Source organism: Micromonospora sp. WMMD1128 (assembly GCF_027497235.1).
In the GTDB taxonomy this organism is placed as follows: domain Bacteria; phylum Actinomycetota; class Actinomycetes; order Mycobacteriales; family Micromonosporaceae; genus Micromonospora.
In genome coordinates, this window is the sequence record NZ_CP114902.1 from 1 (window position 1) to 16,666 (window position 16,666).

At 73.4% G+C, this 16,666-nt stretch carries 17 protein-coding genes, 2 tRNA genes, 1 other RNA gene and 1 pseudogene; 13 read left to right on the forward strand and 8 right to left on the reverse strand.

The features are described 5' to 3' along the window. Both O7602_RS00005 and O7602_RS00010 read right to left on the reverse strand, forming a co-directional pair. Positions 1-854 (reverse strand): DUF885 domain-containing protein (locus tag O7602_RS00005; protein WP_281586162.1); only part of this gene is annotated, 854 nt, incomplete at its 3' end. Between the two features lie 51 nt (positions 855-905). Further along, on the reverse strand, positions 906-1,502 hold the full coding sequence (locus O7602_RS00010) for a Uma2 family endonuclease (protein WP_281586141.1): 597 nt from the start codon (positions 1,500-1,502) through the stop codon (positions 906-908). 117 nt (positions 1,503-1,619) lie between these two features. Between O7602_RS00010 and O7602_RS00015 the strand changes: the two genes are divergently transcribed. Continuing rightward, positions 1,620-2,627: a DMT family transporter gene (locus O7602_RS00015; RefSeq protein WP_281586143.1), complete on the forward strand. Its 1,008-nt coding sequence runs from the start codon at positions 1,620-1,622 to the stop codon at positions 2,625-2,627. 4 nt (positions 2,628-2,631) lie between these two features. Here the strand turns inward: O7602_RS00015 and O7602_RS00020 are convergent, their stop codons facing one another. Next, positions 2,632-3,702, reverse strand: coding sequence for a PHP domain-containing protein (locus O7602_RS00020; RefSeq protein WP_281586144.1), 1,071 nt, complete (start codon positions 3,700-3,702; stop codon positions 2,632-2,634). A 57-nt stretch (positions 3,703-3,759) separates the two neighbouring features. Beyond that, on the reverse strand, positions 3,760-4,515 hold the full coding sequence (locus O7602_RS00025; RefSeq protein WP_281586146.1) for a M23 family metallopeptidase: 756 nt from the start codon (positions 4,513-4,515) through the stop codon (positions 3,760-3,762). A gap of 153 nt (positions 4,516-4,668) precedes the next feature. Between O7602_RS00025 and O7602_RS00030 the strand changes: the two genes are divergently transcribed. The 3 genes from O7602_RS00030 to O7602_RS00040 all read left to right on the forward strand — a co-directional run bounded on the left by O7602_RS00030 (position 4,669) and on the right by O7602_RS00040 (position 6,509). Next, positions 4,669-5,019: a hypothetical protein gene (locus tag O7602_RS00030; RefSeq protein ID WP_281590637.1), complete on the forward strand. Its 351-nt coding sequence runs from the start codon at positions 4,669-4,671 to the stop codon at positions 5,017-5,019. Between the two features lie 364 nt (positions 5,020-5,383). Continuing rightward, positions 5,384-5,911: a tRNA adenosine deaminase-associated protein gene (locus tag O7602_RS00035; protein ID WP_281586148.1), complete on the forward strand. Its 528-nt coding sequence runs from the start codon at positions 5,384-5,386 to the stop codon at positions 5,909-5,911. 154 nt (positions 5,912-6,065) lie between these two features. After that, positions 6,066-6,509, forward strand: coding sequence for a nucleoside deaminase (locus tag O7602_RS00040; protein ID WP_281590639.1), 444 nt, complete (start codon positions 6,066-6,068; stop codon positions 6,507-6,509). 104 nt (positions 6,510-6,613) lie between these two features. Here O7602_RS00040 and deoD read toward each other — a convergent pair whose 3' ends face one another. After that, positions 6,614-7,321 carry a purine-nucleoside phosphorylase gene (gene deoD / locus O7602_RS00045; protein WP_281586150.1) on the reverse strand — a complete coding sequence of 236 codons (708 nt, stop codon included), beginning with the start codon at positions 7,319-7,321 and terminating at the stop codon, positions 6,614-6,616. Between the two features lie 75 nt (positions 7,322-7,396). On the opposite strand from deoD, the gene O7602_RS00050 reads away from it, so the two are divergent. Then, positions 7,397-7,486, forward strand: a tRNA-Ser gene (locus O7602_RS00050). Between the two features lie 37 nt (positions 7,487-7,523). Here O7602_RS00050 and O7602_RS00055 read toward each other — a convergent pair. Both O7602_RS00055 and O7602_RS00060 read right to left on the reverse strand, forming a co-directional pair. Continuing rightward, positions 7,524-8,054 carry a hypothetical protein gene (locus O7602_RS00055; RefSeq protein WP_281586152.1) on the reverse strand — a complete coding sequence of 177 codons (531 nt, stop codon included), beginning with the start codon at positions 8,052-8,054 and terminating at the stop codon, positions 7,524-7,526. Continuing rightward, on the reverse strand, positions 8,051-8,665 hold the full coding sequence (locus O7602_RS00060) for a hypothetical protein (protein ID WP_281586154.1): 615 nt from the start codon (positions 8,663-8,665) through the stop codon (positions 8,051-8,053). Before O7602_RS00060 ends, O7602_RS00055 begins: the two co-directional genes overlap by 4 nt. A 129-nt stretch (positions 8,666-8,794) precedes the next feature. Between O7602_RS00060 and O7602_RS00065 the strand changes: the two are divergent. The 4 genes and pseudogenes from O7602_RS00065 to O7602_RS00080 form a co-directional block, all read left to right on the forward strand. Further along, positions 8,795-9,442, forward strand: a pseudogene (locus tag O7602_RS00065) (ATP-binding cassette domain-containing protein); the annotation flags it as partial. Positions 9,443-9,516: 74 nt separating this feature from the next. Beyond that, positions 9,517-10,287 carry an ABC transporter permease subunit gene (locus O7602_RS00070; protein ID WP_281586156.1) on the forward strand — a complete coding sequence of 257 codons (771 nt, stop codon included), beginning with the start codon at positions 9,517-9,519 and terminating at the stop codon, positions 10,285-10,287. Between the two features lie 17 nt (positions 10,288-10,304). Then, positions 10,305-11,630 (forward strand): sensor histidine kinase, encoded by a 1,326-nt coding sequence (locus tag O7602_RS00075; RefSeq protein WP_281586158.1) that lies wholly within the window; start codon positions 10,305-10,307, stop codon positions 11,628-11,630. Between the two features lie 14 nt (positions 11,631-11,644). Next, a complete protein-coding gene (locus tag O7602_RS00080) occupies positions 11,645-12,289 on the forward strand; it encodes a response regulator transcription factor (RefSeq protein WP_281586160.1) in 645 nt (214 codons plus the stop codon). A 147-nt stretch (positions 12,290-12,436) separates the two neighbouring features. Here the strand turns inward: O7602_RS00080 and O7602_RS00085 are convergent. Next, positions 12,437-12,521, reverse strand: a tRNA-Ser gene (locus O7602_RS00085). 81 nt (positions 12,522-12,602) lie between these two features. On the opposite strand from O7602_RS00085, the gene ffs reads away from it, so the two are divergent. From ffs to recR, 4 genes are all read left to right on the forward strand, one after another. After that, positions 12,603-12,692: signal recognition particle sRNA small type (gene ffs, locus O7602_RS00090), an RNA gene on the forward strand. Positions 12,693-12,864: 172 nt separating this feature from the next. Continuing rightward, positions 12,865-15,627: a DNA polymerase III subunit gamma and tau gene (locus tag O7602_RS00095; protein WP_281586164.1), complete on the forward strand. Its 2,763-nt coding sequence runs from the start codon at positions 12,865-12,867 to the stop codon at positions 15,625-15,627. Positions 15,628-15,752: 125 nt separating this feature from the next. Beyond that, the gene (locus O7602_RS00100; RefSeq protein WP_281590015.1) at positions 15,753-16,061 is read left to right on the forward strand and encodes a YbaB/EbfC family nucleoid-associated protein; all 309 of its coding nucleotides are present in this window, start codon (positions 15,753-15,755) and stop codon (positions 16,059-16,061) included. 8 nt (positions 16,062-16,069) lie between these two features. Beyond that, entirely contained in the window at positions 16,070-16,663 is a 594-nt protein-coding gene (recR, locus tag O7602_RS00105) for a recombination mediator RecR (protein ID WP_013289050.1), read from the forward strand. The last annotated feature ends 3 nt before the right edge of the window (positions 16,664-16,666 follow it).

Sequence of the window (16,666 nt, forward strand, 5' to 3'; positions counted from 1 at the left end):
GGGTCGGCGTCGAGCGCGCGGACCGCGTCGTCGATCGTGGCGCCGGGGCCGACGATCCGCCCGGCCACCGTCCGCATGTCGGCCTCCAGACGGGCCAACTCCGCGAAACCCCAGGCGTACGTCTCGTCCAGGTCGACCTTCGCGCCGAGGAAGTACTGCGAGGCCAGTTCGTAGCGCTCCCGGCCGGCGGCCTGCTTCTGCCGCCCCTCCGGGGCCAGCTCGGTGCGGAGGAAGTGCCCGAACTCGGCGGTGGCCGCGGTCGCGGCGGCGGCGCCCTTGCGCAGCTCGGCGCCGAGCGGGCCGTCGGAGTCGAGGCGTTCGACCAGGCCGTGGAAGAAGTTGTCGCCGTCCGGGTCGACCCAGGCGTCGCACTGCTTGGCGACCTCGACCAACTGCACCTGTGAGCTGACCCGGCCGACCGCCGCGGCCTCGCGGAGCGTGCGCTTGTAGCCGTCGAGCGCCGACGCGAAGCGGTTGAGCCGGGCGGCCACGTTGGCCTTCGCCTCCTCGCCGTCGGTCGGCATCAGGTCGAAGACCATCCGGAGCTCGTGCAGCCCGCTGGAGATCACGTTGACCTCGCTGGTGAGCTCGCCGGCGTCGTACCGGGCGAGTTCCAGCCCGAGGCGTTCCTGCATCGCCTCCTGGGCGATCCGCTCCGCCTCGGTCTCCGGCTCGATGACGTCGAGTTCGCCGAGCGTGCGCCGGGTCAGTTCGGCGCGGGCCGCGTACCCGTCGGGGGAGAGGTCGTCGAGCTGGTCGTCGTAGCCGGCGATGCCGACGTAGGTGGCGCCGGTCGGGCTCAGCGGAGCCCACTGGGCCACGTATCGGTTGGCGAGGTCATCGATTCGTCCCACGGGGCGACCCTACGTGACCGGACCGCCCCGGTGTCGAGCGTGTTCGCCGTGTCAGGGCAGCAGGTCCGCCGGATCGAAGTCGATCGGGAACGGCAGGTCCAGCTTGAGTCGTTGGCCACTGACGGCCTGGGCCGTGCCGACGTAGCCGCCGTCGTCGAGCGTCAGGAATTCGACGCCGACGTGCCGGATCTGGCGGGCGATCTGCACCCGCATGAAGTACGGCACCCCGGCCTCGGCGCAGCGACGCGGCTTGTCCACGAAGTCCTGGCGTCGACTGCCCGGCGACACGAACTCCACCGCCATGGTGCACAGCCGGGCCGGGATCCAGCGGTCCTCCTGGTCGGTCCCGGGCAACGTGTGCAGGATGGTCAGGTCGGGCTGGATCCACCGGTCGGGGGTGAAGGTCAGGTTCACCTGGCCGAAGACGTAGTAGCCGGCCTCCTTCGCTGCCGGCTTGAGCAGGTGCATCAACTCACCCTCGGCATAGCTGTTGGTGGCGGTCTCGGCGGGGGTCATGACCAGCCTTCCGTCGATGCACTCGTAGCGCGTGCTCGGCAACTCGCGCAACGGGAGGTAACGGTCGGCGAGCCCGGTGGTCCACATGCCGTCGAAATCGACGAGCGGATCGAAACGCATGGGCATGGCCATCGACGTGTCACCTCCTCGACCGGTCAACGCTCCCACTGTAGGTCGGTTGCTGTGGCGGTCGACACCACGTCCGATTTTCGCGCGACTTCGTCGTACCCGAGGGGCAGAGTGTCAGGGGTGACCGTCGAGACCGCTCCTGACCGGGCGCCACTGCGCAGTTGGCTGCCCGGGTTCGTCGCACTTGCCGCGATCTGGGGTTCCAGCTTCCTCTTCATCAAGGTCGGGGTGAGCGAGCTGCATCCCGTGCACCTCACCCTCTACCGGGTGGCCACCGGCGCGGCCACGCTGCTGGTGGTGCTGGCCGTGCTGCGCGACCGGCTGCCCCGCGAGCCCCGGATCTGGGCCCACCTGCTGGTGGTGGCCGCGTTCGGCGTCGCGCTGCCGTTCACCCTGTTCGGCTTCGGCGAGCAGCGGGTCGAGTCCATGCTCGCCGGCATCTGGAACGCCACCACGCCGCTTATCGTGCTGCCGATGGCGGTGCTCGTGTTCCGCACCGAACGGCTGACCGCGCGGCGGGCGGTCGGGCTGGCGCTGGGCTTCGTCGGCGTGCTCGTGGTGCTCGGCGTCTGGGAGGGCGTCGGCGGCGCCCACTTCACCGGCCAGCTCATGTGCTTCGGCGCGGCGGCCTGCTACGGCCTGGCGATCCCCTACCAGAAGAGGTTCATCGCCGGCAGCACGCACTCCGGCCTGTCGCTGTCGGCCGCCCAACTGCTCGTGGCGAGCGCGCAGCTCGCGCTTGTCGCACCGTTCGTGGCCGGTGCCCCGCCGGTGCCGACCGGCCTGTCGTGGCGGGTGGTGGGAAGCGTGCTCGCGCTGGGCGCGCTCGGCACCGGGCTGGCCTTCGTGATCAACATGCGGAACATCCGGCTGGCCGGCGCCAGCACGGCGTCCACCGTGACGTACCTGATCCCGGTCTTCGCGGTGCTCGTCGGCGCCGTGGTCCTCGGCGAACGGACGAACTGGCACCAGCCGGTGGGGGCGTTCGTCGTGCTTGTCGGCGTGGCGGTCGCGCAGGGCCTGTTCGGCCGGCGTCGCCCCGGCGCGCAGCCGGTGCCGGCCGCCGTCCCGGAGTCCGAGCCGGCGCCTGCCGGCGATCCGGTGATCCAGGCGGCCGTCCGGGGCTGACCGCTCAGCCCCGGCTCGTCGTCCACCTCACCAGGCGGTCGGCGGTCCAGGTGTTGACCACCCGGTCCGCCGGTACGCCGCAGCGCGCCGCGCGCTCGCAGCCGAAGCGCTGCCAGTCGAGCTGCCCGGGGGCGTGCGCGTCGGTGTCGATGGCGAACCGGCAGCCGGCCTCCAGGGCGCGGCGGATCAGCCGCTTCGGCGGGTCCTGCCGCTCCGGCCGCGAGTTGATCTCGACGGCCACGTCGTGCTCCGCGCACGCGGCGAAGACGGCATCCGGATCGAAGTCGCTCTCCTTGCGGGTACGCGCCCGGTGTCCCTTGTCACCCGGGCCGGTCACGCCGGCCGGCCGGGACGACACCATCCGGCCGGTGCAGTGCCCCAGGATGTCCAGGTGCGGGTTGGCGACCGCGGTGAGCATCCGGCGGGTCATCTTCGCCCGGTCGTCGTTCAGGCCGCTGTGCACCGAGCCGACCACCACGTCCAGCCGGGCCAGCAGCTCGTCGGTCTGGTCGAGCGAACCGTCGGCGAGGATGTCGACCTCGATGCCGGTGAGGATGCGGAAGCCCTTCGGCAACGCCTCGTTGACCGCCGCCACGTGGTCGAGCTGCCGGCGCAAGCGGTCCGCGGTGAGCCCCCGGGCCACCTTGAGCCGGGGCGAGTGGTCGGTGAGTACCAGATATTCGTGGCCCAGCTCGACCGCGGCCAGCGCCATCTCCTCGATCGGTGAGCCGCCGTCGGACCAGTCCGAGTGGCTGTGGCAGTCGCCGCGCAGCGCGTCCCGCAGCTTCGCCGCCTCCTCGTCCAGGTCGGTGCCCTCGGTGGCCAGCAGCCGGCGCAGGTAGACCGGCTCCTCGCCGGCCAACGACTCGGCCACACAACGGGCGGTGACGTCACCGACGCCGGCCAGCTCGGTCAGCTTCCCCGTGCGGGCCCGCTCGGCCACCTCGCCGCTCGGCAGCGCGCCGAGCGCGTTCGCCGCCGACCGGAACGCCCGTACCCGATAGGTGGCCTCGTTCGCCCGCTCCAGCAGGAACGCGATCCGGCGCAGGTCGGCGATGGGATCCCGGGCACTCATGCCCTGGAACCTACGCGCTCCGGCCGCCCGCCGTGCGCCGGCGGACCGCGCGTCGGGTCACCCGCCCGAGCCGGAGCGACCCGGCGACTTCGGACAGCCGTGCTTGCGCTGCCAGGCGGTGACCTCGGCGACCGGGGAGCGGTTGCTGCCCTTGCGCCAGGAGTTCAGGTAGGGCGCCGGCCAGACCACGCCCCGACGGATCCACCAGTCGTCGTGGCCGGTGCACTTCGGCGACAGCCCGAAGTGCAGGTGGCACACGTTGTTCGCGTTGCCCGTGCGGCCCACCTTGCCGAGTTGCTGCCCGGCGCGGACGCGTACCCCGGCGTCCACGTTGGCGGTGATCGCGCTCAGGTGGGAGCCGTAGTAGCGCACCCCGTCGTCGCCGAGCAGCGACACCGAGAGGCCGCCGTTGTTCGGCCCCAGCGGACCGCGCTTGTCGAACCGGTCCACCCGGCTCACCTCAAGGACCACGCCGTCGGTGACCGCCACCACCGGCTCACCGCAGTCGGCGAAGATGTCGGTGCCCGGATAGCCACCGTGCGTCGGGTGGTAGTCGATGTTGCCGGCCCGGACCGGGAAGACCCGCCGCGTCGCCGCGCGGGTCGGCGTCGGCGTCGGGGTCGGGGTCGGGGCGACGGACGTGGCCGGGCTCGCCGTCGGCGCCGCAGGCTGCGCCGCGGTCACCATCGGGCTGGGATCCTGCCACGCGTCGGCGGGCGCTTCGGGCCGGTCGCACCCGGCGGCGAGCGCCGCGACGAGCAGCAGGACCGGGTACGCCGGACGCGCGCGGCGTCCGATCGATGGCGAGCGCATCCGATCATCCTGGCAGACCACTACCGTAGGAACGAACGCCGAGACCCACCCACGACGGGGTGTCACTGTGCGTGATGTCGCGGGCGTGGTCCAGGGGAGGGAGCAGCGGTGGCGAACGGGTGGCACGGCGGATCCGAGCAAACCGGCCCGGCGGTGTTCCACCCGCCGCCGCGTACCCCGTCGGGGCTCTTCCCGTCCGGCGGGTCGACGCGGCCCAGCTACCGCGAGCCGTACCCGGTCACCGGCGCGGGCGTCGCGATCGGCGCGGTGGTCACGTTCGCCTGGCTGCTGCTGTTCGGGCTGGTCGGCCGCGACGTGGCCGGATACGCCTGGTGGACGCTGCTGGCCGGCGGGCTGGCCTGGGCGGTGGCCGCGGTGCTGGTCCGACACGGCGACCGCGGGGTCGCCACCGGCGTGGCGATCGTCATCGCCGGCGGCTGGAGCATCGCCGCGGCGGTCGTCGCCGTGCGGTGGGCGCAGACCGGCGACTGGCCGCTCTGGTGACCTTCGGTGCCGGTTTCGCTGCGTAGCGAAGACCATCTTGACGTACGGGCGGTGACGGTTCACGCTCGCCGTATGGCCTGGACCACACCGCCGCGGCTCGACCCCGATCGGAGCCGCCGACGCCTTCAGATCCTCGCCGAGTTGGCCGGTGCCCGAGCGGTTCAGCAGCGCGAACGGCCGCAGCGGGCGCACAGCGCGCGTCTTCGCCAACTGATCGCCACGCGTCGCCGCGTCACCGGCTGACCGGCTTTCTCCAGGAACGGCCGGCCCGTTACGGGGCGTTGACCGGTCGCCCGCCGACCCGACCGGTTAACGTGCATCGCGTGAGTTGTCGGCGTGCCGCCGAAGCCAGTTTGGGGGGACCGTGTCGTACTTCGCTGCTGCCGTGGCGCGCGTCGACGGCGGCTGGAGCGCCGGCGAGGTGAGCCTGCGGGGAATCACCGACATCGAGGAGGCGGCCGACCGCCTGCGCGACGTCGAGCCGGACGCGGACATCTCGCTGCTGTTCGTCGAGGCGGACGACACCTACCTGGTGGTCCTGCGCCTGGACGAGGGCGAGGACCTGCGCGTGTTCGGCTCCGACTCGGCGTACGCGGAGGAGTCCCGGCTGGGCGCGTTGCTCGTCGGCGACCTGAAGACCTCGGTCACCGGCCTGGAGGAGGTCGACGAGCCGCGCCCGTCCGGCGGCGACGACGAGACCGAGGAGCAGCCGGCCGTGGACCCGGAGGCCGACCCGGTGGGCGACGCCGACCTCCTCGCCGACCTGGGCATCTCGGCGCAGAAGCTGCTCGCGCTCTGCGCGCACGACGGCAACATGCCGGCCGACGTGACCGCCGAGATCTGCCAGGTGCTCGGCTGCGCGGACGAGGTCGAGGAGCTGCGTGAGGTCTGAGCCCGGCGAGCATGTGACGCCCGGCGCCACCGAGCCGGCCGACGCCACCGACCCGGCGCTGGCGACCGCGGGGACGTCGCGTCCCGGCCCCGGCGCCGACGAAGGGCTGACCGACCCGGGCACGGTGGGCCGCCGGCAGCGGCACGAGCTGTGGATGCGCCGGGCCCTTCAGGTCGCGGTGACCGGCCCGGACAGCGGGCCGCCCGCCGAAGGCGTCGACGACGTGCCGGTCGGGGCGGTGCTCTACGGACCCGACGGCGCCGAACTGGCGATCGGCCGCAACGAGCGGGAGCTGACCGGCGACCCCACCGCGCACGCCGAGGTGCTGGCGCTGCGTCGCGCCGCCCGGCGGCTGGGCCGATGGCGGCTGGACGGCTGCACGCTCGTGGTCACGCTGGAGCCGTGCACCATGTGCGCCGGAGCGATCGCGCTGGCCCGCGTACCGACAGTGGTGTTCGGGGCGTGGGAGCCGAAGACGGGCGCGGTCGGCTCGCTCTGGGACGTGCTGCGCGACCGCCGCCTCCCGCACCGCCCCGAGGTGTACGGCGGCGTCCTCGCACCGGAGAGCGCCGCGTTGCTGCGCGCCTTTTTCAGGTAAGGCGGGGGCCCCGCTTAACGCATCCGGTAGAGGCGGGGCCCCCGCTTAACAAGCCGCCGCCCCCGGCACCGGGCGGGTGGCGGGGGCGGGCGGAAACGGGACGGTCAGGCGATGGCGGTGTCGAGGGCGATCTCGACCATCTGGCCGAACGTCTGCTCACGCTCCTGCGACGTGGTCTTCTCACCGGTCTTGATGTGGTCGCTGACGGTCAGGATGGTCAGCGCGCGGGCCTTGAACCGCGCCGCGATGGTGTAGAGCGCCGCCGACTCCATCTCCACCGCCAGCACGCCGTAGTCGGCGAGCGTGTCGTAGAGGTCCGGCCGGTCGGTGTAGAAGGCGTCCGCGGCCAGGATCGGGCCGACCCGCATGCTGATGCCGCGCCGCTCGGCCACGTCGACCGAGGTACGCAGCAGCCCGAAGTCGGCCACCGGGGCGTAGTCGATCAGCCCGTCGAAGCGCATCCGGTTCATGTTCGAGTCGGTGGACGAGCCGATCGCGGCCACCACGTCCCGCAACTGCAGGTCCTCGGTCAGGGCGCCGCAGGAGCCCACCCGGATCAGCGTCCGCACGCCGTAGTCGTTGATCAGCTCGTGGGCGTAGATGGAGGCGGACGGCATGCCCATGCCGGAGCCCTGGACGGAGACGTCGACGCCGTTCCACCGGCCGGTGAAGCCCAGCATGCCGCGCACCGTCGTGTAGCAGCGGGCCTCCTCGAGGTAGGTCTCCGCGATCCACTTGGCCCGCAGCGGGTCGCCCGGCATCAGGACCCGCTCGGCGATCTCTCCCGGCTCAGCGCCGATGTGCGTACTCATGACAAAGATCCTGCCAGGCCGGCCGACGGGATACCGGCTCGGCGTCCGTGCCGGTGGTCCTGTACCCTCGTCGGCGGTGGCGTGTCCGAGTGGCCTAAGGAGCACGCCTCGAAAGCGTGTGAGGGTTTACGCCCTCCGCGGGTTCAAATCCCGCCGCCACCGCCAATCGCCGAAGCGCCCGGAATCCCCGGGCGCTTCGTCGTCAGCAGGGGCCGTAGCCCTCGTCGAAGAGGCGGCGGGCCCAGTCCGCGTACCCGACGATGATCTTTCGGACGGTGACGCCGTCGTGCAGGAACAGGTAGCCGCGGTCGCCGTCGCGGGCCAGCAGCCCGGCGAAGCGGTGGCTACCGGGCGGCGCCGGCAGCGCGGCGGCGCCGGGGTAGGCGGCGCGCACCTCGCCGACCGGTGTGCCGGCGCTGATCCCCTCCGGCGTGGTCATCGGGTCGTCGAGCCAGAGCAGGACGAGCCGGTCGTCGACGAAGATCGGGCTGACCGAGCCGTGTCCGGCAAGTGTGGGCCCGCAGGCGTCCTCGTCGGTGCGCAGCAGGCCACGCCGGGTCAGGTCGTCCTCGGTGGCGCCGAACTCCGCGTTGCGCAGGCCGTTCAGGCTGACCACCTCGGCGGCGCCGACCGGCCGGGCCGCCACGTCCGGTCCCTGTGGACGGACGCCGCTCCCGGTGGCGGAAGCGGCGACCAGCAGTGCGGCTATAAAACCGAATTGTCGTGATTTCATGTAATCCCCCAGTCCCCAACGGGACCGGGGCGAAGAGGTTGCTGGTGCGGGCCGGATTGGCGCGATTCCCATTCTTCGGCCAACTCGTCCCAGTAGTCGGCGGACAGCCCGCGCCGGCCGTGCGCCAGCCAACCGTCCGTGTCGCGCTCCAGATGCAGGCCCAGTTCGGCGAACGGGTCGATCCACGCGCCCGGCTCGGCACCCAGCCGGGCCAGCGCCGCGTTGATCGGCCACTCGGCGCGCGGCCGGTCCAGCGCGCCGTCGTGGCGCGGCCCCCAGCTCACCTCGCCGCCCAGCCACACCACGGCCGCCTGGTGGCCCAGCCCGCCGGCGAACTCCGCCTCCAGGTATGCCACCGGGCCGGGCCTCGACCAGCGGGCCAGCAGCTCCGCCAGCGGCGGGGAGAGGACGAGCCGGAACGGACGCACGGCGCACGGCTCGTCGGTGGCGAAGTCCGGCGGCGCGCCGGTCAGCTCCGCCACGAGCTGCGGGGTGACCGGCAGCAGCGCGAAGTCCTGCCGGAGCGCGGCCAGCACCGCGTGGTCCAGGTCGGCGGTCTGCTCGCGGAGCAGCTCGACGTCCGCGACCACGGCGCTGAGCTGGTAACTCATCCGATCCCCCAGGTGCGTCCACAGGCTGTGGATAGAACATGTGTACGACGGGGATGGTGGAAAACCCCCGGTCGTAGCCGGATGGTTTCCGGCTGTCGACCACCGGCGGCGCTGCCTAGCGTCGACTGTGTGATCGAACTACGTGAGCTGACCAAACGCTACGGGAGCCGGGTCGCCGTCGACGGGCTGAGCGTCCGGGTCCAGCCGGGCGCGGTGACCGGCTTCCTCGGCCCGAACGGATCCGGCAAGTCGACGACGATGCGCATGATCCTCGGCCTGGACGCCCCGGACCACGGCGAGGCGCTTGTCGACGGCGTCCGGTACCCGGACCTGGCCTGGCCGTTGAAGACGGTCGGCGCGCTGCTCGACACCGGGGCGTTCCACCCCGGCCGCAGCGGGCGCGCACACCTGAGCGCACTGGCCGCCAGCAACGACATCCCCGCCTCCCGGGTCGAACGGGTGCTGCGCGTCGTCGGGCTGACCGACGCGGCGAGCGGGCGCGCCGGCACCTACTCGCTCGGCATGCGCCAACGGCTCGGCGTCGCTGTGGCCCTGCTCGGCGACCCGGCCGTCGTCCTGCTCGACGAGCCGGTCAACGGGCTGGACCCGTAGGGCATCCGCTGGATCCGGGACCTGCTGCGCGGGCTCGCCGCCGAAGGCCGGACCGTGTTCGTGTCCAGCCACCTGATCGCCGAGATGGCGCTGACCGCGGACCGGCTGGTGGTGATCGGTCGGGGCCGGCTGCTGGCCGAGACGACAGTCGCCGAACTCGCCGCCGGCCACGACAACCTGGAGGACGCGTTCTTTCGGCTCACCTCGCAAACCACCGACTATCGCGGAACGGACGTGTCATGAGCGGCTACGGATTCCGGCACGCGGCCCGGATGGAACGGATCAAGCTGGGTAGCGTCCGGTCCACGTGGTGGCTGGCCGGGGCGTCGGTGGCCGCGATGGCCGCGGCCGGCGTCGGGGTGGGACTCGGCTACCGGTCGCACACACCGGTGGCCACCACCGCGCAGATCCTGAACAACAGCCTGAGCGGCGCCATCCTGGCCCAACTCCTTCTCGGCGCGCTCGGCGTCCTCCTGGTGACCGGCGAGTACGGCACCGGGATGATCCGTTCGACGCTCGCCGCCGTACCCCGGCGCAGGACCGTCCTGGCCGCGAAGGCCGCGGTGTGCGGTGGCGCGGCGCTCACCGTCGGTCTGCTCGCCAGCTTCGCCGGCTATCTCGGCGGGCAGCTCGCGATCCGCGATACCGCCATCCCGGCCGCCTCCCTCGGCGACCCGCGGATCCTGCGCGCGGTCCTGCTGACCGGCGGATACCTGGCCGCCACCGCGCTGATCGGCGTGGGCATCGGGACTGTGGTACGGCACTCGGGCGCCGCGATCGGCACGCTGTTCGCGCTGATGTTCGTCCCGACGATCGCGGTCGGCCTGTTCGGCGAGGACGGCATCGGGGTCGGCCGCTTCGTCCCGCTGCTGATGCTGCTCAACTCGGTCGCGGTGACCGCGCCGACACCCGGGCTGTTCGCCGGCTGGGTGAGCGTGCTGCTGATGTGCGGGTACGCGGCGGTGGCGCTCCTCTGCGGCGGCGTACTGCTCCGCCGGCGCGACGCGTGAGCGGCGACAATGGGCCGATGACCGCGCTGCGCGCCCCGTTCACCGGGCCGACCCTGCGCCGGGCGGTGTTCTGCCTGGTCGGCGTGCTCAGCGCGGTCGTGATCCTGGCCGTGCCGGCGCTCGTGCCGGCCCTGGGCGCGCTCATCCTCCGGGCGACCGGCGGCATGTCCCGGCAGCCCGCGCCGGTCGTCGCGCCGATCTTCCTGGTGCTCTTCCCACTCACCGTCGCGCTCCTGGTCGTGCTGGCCGCCCCGATCGGGCGCGCGACGGGCGCGATGCACCGCCGGCTCGCGGACCGGTTGCTCGACGTGCGGGTGGACGCCCCACCACCGCGGCCCTCGAAGCGGCTCGGCGCCCTGGTCGCCGACGGGCCCGGCTGGCGTGCCGTCGGGTACGGCCTGCTCAAGGTGCCACTGGCCATCCCGCAGGGGTACGGCGTCTTCTGCTACGTGCTCGGCCCGGTCAACCTGAGCTACCCGCTGTGGTGGCCGCTGTTCCGCAACCACCCACCCGGCACCCGCCTCGGCCCGGTGTGGGCGCTGACGCCGTTCGGCGCGATCGGCACCCGGACGCTCGCCGGCACGTTCCTCATCGCCGCGGCCGGCCTCGCCATGCTGCTCGTCGCGCCGTGGCTGATGCGGGCCGGTACGACAGCGGACGTGGCCGCGATGCGCCGGCTGCTCGGCCCGCGCCGGCTCGCCGAGCGGGTACGCGAACTCCAGGTCAGCCGCGCCCGCGCGATCGACGACGCGGCCACCATGATGCGCCGGCTGGAACGGGACCTGCACGACGGCGCGCAGATCCGGTTGGCCACGCTGGCGATGAACCTCGGCATGGCGACCGAGAAGCTCGGCGCGGACGGCCCGCCACCGGACCTCGCGCAGGCCCGGGAACTGGTCGCGCTCGCCCACCGGGGCGCGAAGGACGCCCTCGCCGACCTGCGCGACCTGGTGCGCGGCATCCATCCGCCGGTCCTCGACAACGGTCTCGGTGACGCGCTGGCGACGCTCGGCACGAGCAGCGCCGTCCCGGTCGCGGTGACCGTCGAGCTGCCCGCCCGCCCGGCGCCCGCGATCGAGACCATCGCCTACTTCTGCGCCGCCGAGCTGCTCGCGAACGCGGCCAAGCACAGCCGGGCGACCCGGGTCGGGCTCGACGTCGGCGGATCCGCCGAGCGCCTGACGCTCACCGTCACCGACGACGGCGTCGGCGGGGCGTACCCGGACGGCCCCGGCCTGACCGGCCTGGCCCGCCGCATCGCCGTGGTGGACGGCCGGATGCGCGTGCACAGCCCGGCCGGCGGTCCGACCCGGGTCGAGATCGAACTGCCCACGCACGTGTGAACGGAGACGACGACATGCGGGTGGTGATCGCGGAGGACGCCGCGATGATGCGCGAAGGGCTGGTCCGGCTGCTCACCGACCGCGGTTTCGAGGTGTGCGCGGCGGTGGCCGACGCGGACGCGCTGCGGACCGCGGTCGCCGACTTCGTTCCGGACGTGGCAGTCGTCGACATCCGGATGCCACCGACGCACACCGACGAGGGGCTGCGCGCCGCCATCGACGTCCGGCGCGACCAGCCCGGGGTCGGCGTGCTTGTCTTCTCCCAGTACGTGGAGACCCGCTACGCGACCCGCCTGCTCGCCGACCGGCCCACCGGCGTCGGCTACCTGCTCAAGGACCGGGTCGCCGACGTCGCCGACTTCGTGGACGCGCTGACCCGGGTGGCGTCCGGCGGCACCGCCCTGGACCCGGAGGTGGTCGGCCACCTGATGCGGGCCGGGCGGGACACCACCGGGATGGCGTCGCTGACCCCGCGGGAGCGGGAGGTGCTGTCGCTGATGGCCGAGGGACGATCCAACGCCGGGATCGCGGCGGCCCTGGTCATCACGCCCGGAGTCGTGGAGAAGCACGTGGCGAACATCTTCGCCAAACTTGGCCTGCCGGCCTCGGAGGGCGACAACCGCCGCGTCCTGGCCGTCCTCCGCCACGTCAGCGGCTGACGTCAGGCGCCGGCGCCGCCGACGAGATACCTCGGGCGTCCGTCGGTGAGCGCAGCCACCGCGTGACGGCGGCCGACCCGTTGCGACACCGAACGACGAAGGGCCGGCCCTGATTGGGCCAGCCCTGTCGCTTGCTGCTCAAGAGAGCGGAGGATACGAGATTCGAACTCGTGAGGGTGTAAACCCAACACGCTTTCCAAGCGTGCGCCCTAGGCCTCTAGGCGAATCCTCCGCGAGCCAGGATACAGGTCCCGCGACGGTGGGCCACCCCACCCTCCCGGAAGATCCACACGGCTTCGGGTAGGCTTGGCGTCACCTCCCGTGCGGCGGTATCTCGTGAACCTCCCCAGGGCCGGAAGGCAGCAAGGATAAGCGAGCTCTGCCGGGTGCACGGGAGGCCTTTTTGTCTCCCCGGCCCGCCAGCTCGGCGAGGTGGGGGTGTCCCGGCCGCTTCGATGCCGCCACTTCGGCGTGCTGGAGTGGATCAAGGCGCGCGGCCGTCGGGGCTCGGGGTGGTGGGTGGTCACCGGCGGCCGACCGGCGCAGAATGGCTCGGTCGAGAGGAGGCGGGACGGGTGGCACTGGCCCTTTACCGCAAGTACCGGCCGCGGACGTTCGCCGAGATGATCGGCCAGGAGCAGGTCACCGAGCCGCTGTCGCAGGCGCTGCGCAGCGGCCGGCTCAACCACGCCTACCTCTTCTCCGGTCCGCGCGGCTGCGGCAAGACCTCAAGCGCCCGGATCCTGGCCCGCTCCCTCAACTGCGAGCAGGGCCCCACCCCCGAGCCGTGCGGGCAGTGTGACTCGTGCCGCGGGCTGGCTCCCGACGGCGGCGGCTCGATCGACGTCATCGAGATCGACGCGGCCAGCCACGGTGGTGTCGACGACGCCCGTGAGCTGCGCGAGAAGGCGTTCTTCGCCCCGGCCCGCAGCCGCTTCAAGATCTACATCATCGACGAGGCGCACATGGTCTCGTCGGCCGGCTTCAACGCCCTGCTCAAGCTGGTCGAGGAGCCCCCGGAGTACGTCAAGTTCATCTTCGCCACCACCGAACCGGAGAAGGTCCTCGGCACGATCAAGTCGCGGACCCACCACTACCCGTTCCGGCTGTTCCCGCCGAAGGTGGTCCGCCCCTACCTCGAGCAGCTCTGCGAGGCAGAAGGCGTCAAGGTCGAGCCGGCGGTCTTCCCGCTGGTGGTGCGCGCCGGCGGGGGCAGCATGCGCGACAGCCTCTCCGTGCTCGACCAGCTCATCGCCGGCGCCGGCCCGGAGGGCGTCGACTACGTCCGGGCCGCCGCGCTGCTCGGCGTCACCGACGCCGCGCTGATCGACGAGATGTGCGACGCGCTCGCCGCCGGTGACGGCGCCGCCGCTTACGCCACCGTCGACCGGGTTGCCGAGGCCGGGCACGACTCGCGCCGCTTCGCCTCCGACCTGCTGGAACGCCTCCGCGACCTGATCGTGCTCCAGCAGGTGCCGGACGCCGCCGCCAAGGGCCTCGTCGACGGCCCGGCCGACCAGATCGAGCGGATGGCGGCCCAGGCCCAGCGGCTCGGCCCGGCCACGCTGTCGCGGTGCGCGGACATCGTGCACAACGGCCTGGTGGAGATGCGCGGCACCACCGCGCCCCGGCTGCTGCTGGAGCTGATCTGCGCCCGGATGCTCCTGCCCGGCGCGGACGACTCGTCCGGCGGCCTGCTTCAACGCCTGGAGCGGATGGAGCGCCGGCTCACCCTGGGTGGCGCCGAGCCGCCGCCGTCCGCAGCGGCCACACCCACCCAGGAGGTACGCCCACCCGCTCCCGCCCCGGGCGCGGCTGCCGCCGCGGTCCACCCGTCGACCGCCGGCACGCCGGCGGCTGCCGATGCCCCGACCGGGCCCGCCGCCGCTCGTGCCGCTGCCGCGGCGGCCGGCTCCCGAGCCCCCGGCGGCCCGGTAGCAGCCAGCGGCCCCACCGGTCCGGCTGGTCCGGGCGTGGACGCCGATTCCGCCGCGTCGGTATCTCCTTCCCCCGGGTCGGCGATTCCGGAGCCGGCCGCCGCGGCCCGCCGGCCGATGCCGCAGTCGGCGGTGATGCCCGATCCGGCCACGCCCGAGCCGCCCCGTCCGGGTGCGGCGAACCCCGGTGCGCTTGACGCCGTGGCGGTGCGCCGGGTCTGGTCGGAGGTGGTCGGCAAGGTCAACCGGAGCAACAAGCGGATCGCCGCGCTGATGCGCGATGCCGTGGTCCGTGACCTGGACGGTGACACGCTGGTGCTGACCGTGAAGTCGACGGTGCTGGCGAAGATGATGGCGGATCATGCCGCCGTGCTCACCGACGCGCTCTACGAGGAGTTGGGCGGTCGCTGGCAGATCCGCTGCGAGGTGGCTGGCGAGCGGGGTGGCGCGGCACTCGGCGGCCCGTCCCGTGTCGCCGCTCCGGCCCGTCCGGCGGCACCTCAGCCGGAGCCGCCGGCCCGCCCGGAGCAGGGCGGCGCCGGCCCGTCCCGTGGCGCCGGTGGCCCGGACGGCACGAGTCACGCCAGCGGACCGCCCGCGTCGCCCGCACGCCCCGGCCCCTCGGCCGCCGCGCCGGCTCGGCCCGCCGCCGGCGGTGCGCCCCAAGCCGGCGGTGCGTCGCAGCCCGGCGGTGCGTCGCAGCCCGGCGGTGCGTCGCAGGCTGGCGGTGCGTCGCAGCCCGGCGGTGCGCAGCCCGGCGGTGCGTCGCAGGCTGGCGGTGCACCCGCCGACGACGAGGCCGAGGACTGGCCCGAGCCGGCCCGGCCGGGCGGCGCGGCGGCGAGCGCGGACGACGGCGGGTGGCCGGAGCCGGCCCGGCCGGGCGGCATGCCGGCCGTCACCCCGTCGGGCGGCACCCCGTCGGGCGGCGGCACGTCGGCCGGCACCTCGTCGGGCGGCGGCACGACGCTGGGCGGCGCAACCGCGACCGCATCTGCCGCCACGCCGACGGCCCGTGCGGTCCCGGCCACCCCGAAGCCGGCCACGGCACAGTCGCAGGCCGCGCCGGCCGGTCCGCCGGTGAGCAGCGCGATCGCGGCGGCTCGTGCGGCCGCGGCGGGACGGGGTCCGCGTACCGGGCAGGCGGCCCGGAAAACGGCCGACAGCGACTGGGCCGGCGAACCGCCGTACGATCCGGACTTCGACGGCCCGGTGCGCGGCGGCGGGGGACGCCCCGGCGGCGCCGCGCCGGCGAGCTTCGAGGGGTTCGACCCGGGTGACGAGCCGCTGGACGAGGTCATCGACGAGCGGACCGCGCGCGAGTCCAGCCAGGAGCAGGCGGTACGGCTGCTCCGCGAGGCGTTCGGCGCCGAGCAGATCGACGAGGTGGACGCCCGGTAGTCCGCCGTCCTGCGGACGGGTGGGCTGCTACGCGGGGGTGTGACCGCCCAGCGGATAGGCTGAGCGGCGGCCGAGCAGACGAGTGCGAGAAGGAGCGGTCCGTGCGCCCAGGTGGACAGCCGAACATGCAGCAGATGCTGAAGCAGGCGCAGAAGATGCAGCAGCAGATCGCCGCCGCTCAGGCCGAGCTGGCCGAGGCGGAGCTGACCGGCACCGCGGGCGGTGGCCTGGTCACCGCCACCGTCGCCGGCACCGGTGAGCTGAAGGCGATCAAGATCGACCCGAAGGCGGTCGACCCGGAGGACGTGGAGACCCTGGAGGACCTGGTCGTCGCGGCCGTGCACAACGCCGCCGAGGCGGCCCGGGAGCTGACCGAGAAGAAGATGGGCCCGGTCGCGGGCGGGATGGGCGGCCTCGGCCTGCCCGGTTTCTGAGCCGGCAGATGTACGAAGGTGCCATCCAGGATCTGATCGACGAGCTGGGCCGGCTGCCGGGCGTCGGCCCGAAGAGCGCCCAGCGGATCGCGTTCCACGTCCTGTCGGCCGATCCGGCCGACGTCAACCGGCTGGCCGGCGCGCTGCGCAAGGTCAAGGATCTGGTGCGGTTCTGCACGACCTGTTACAACGTGGCCGAGTCCGAGCAGTGCCGGATCTGCCGCGACCCACGGCGTACCGATGAGGTGCTCTGTGTGGTCGAGGAGCCCAAGGACGTGGTGGCGATCGAGCGGACCGGCGAGTTCCGCGGGCGTTACCACGTGCTCGGCGGCGCGATCAATCCGCTGGAGGGCATCGGCCCGGACAACCTGCGGATCCGGGAGCTGATGACCCGGCTGGGCGGTGGTGAGGTCCGCGAGCTGATCCTCGCCACCGACCCGAACACCGAGGGCGAGGCGACCGCCACCTACCTGGCGCTGATGGTCAAGCCGATGGGGATCGCGGTGACCCGGCTGGCCAGCGGCCTGCCGGTCGGCGGCGACCTGGAGTACGCCGACGAGATCACGCTCGGTCGCGCCTTCGAAGGGCGTCGGGCGGTCTGAGTT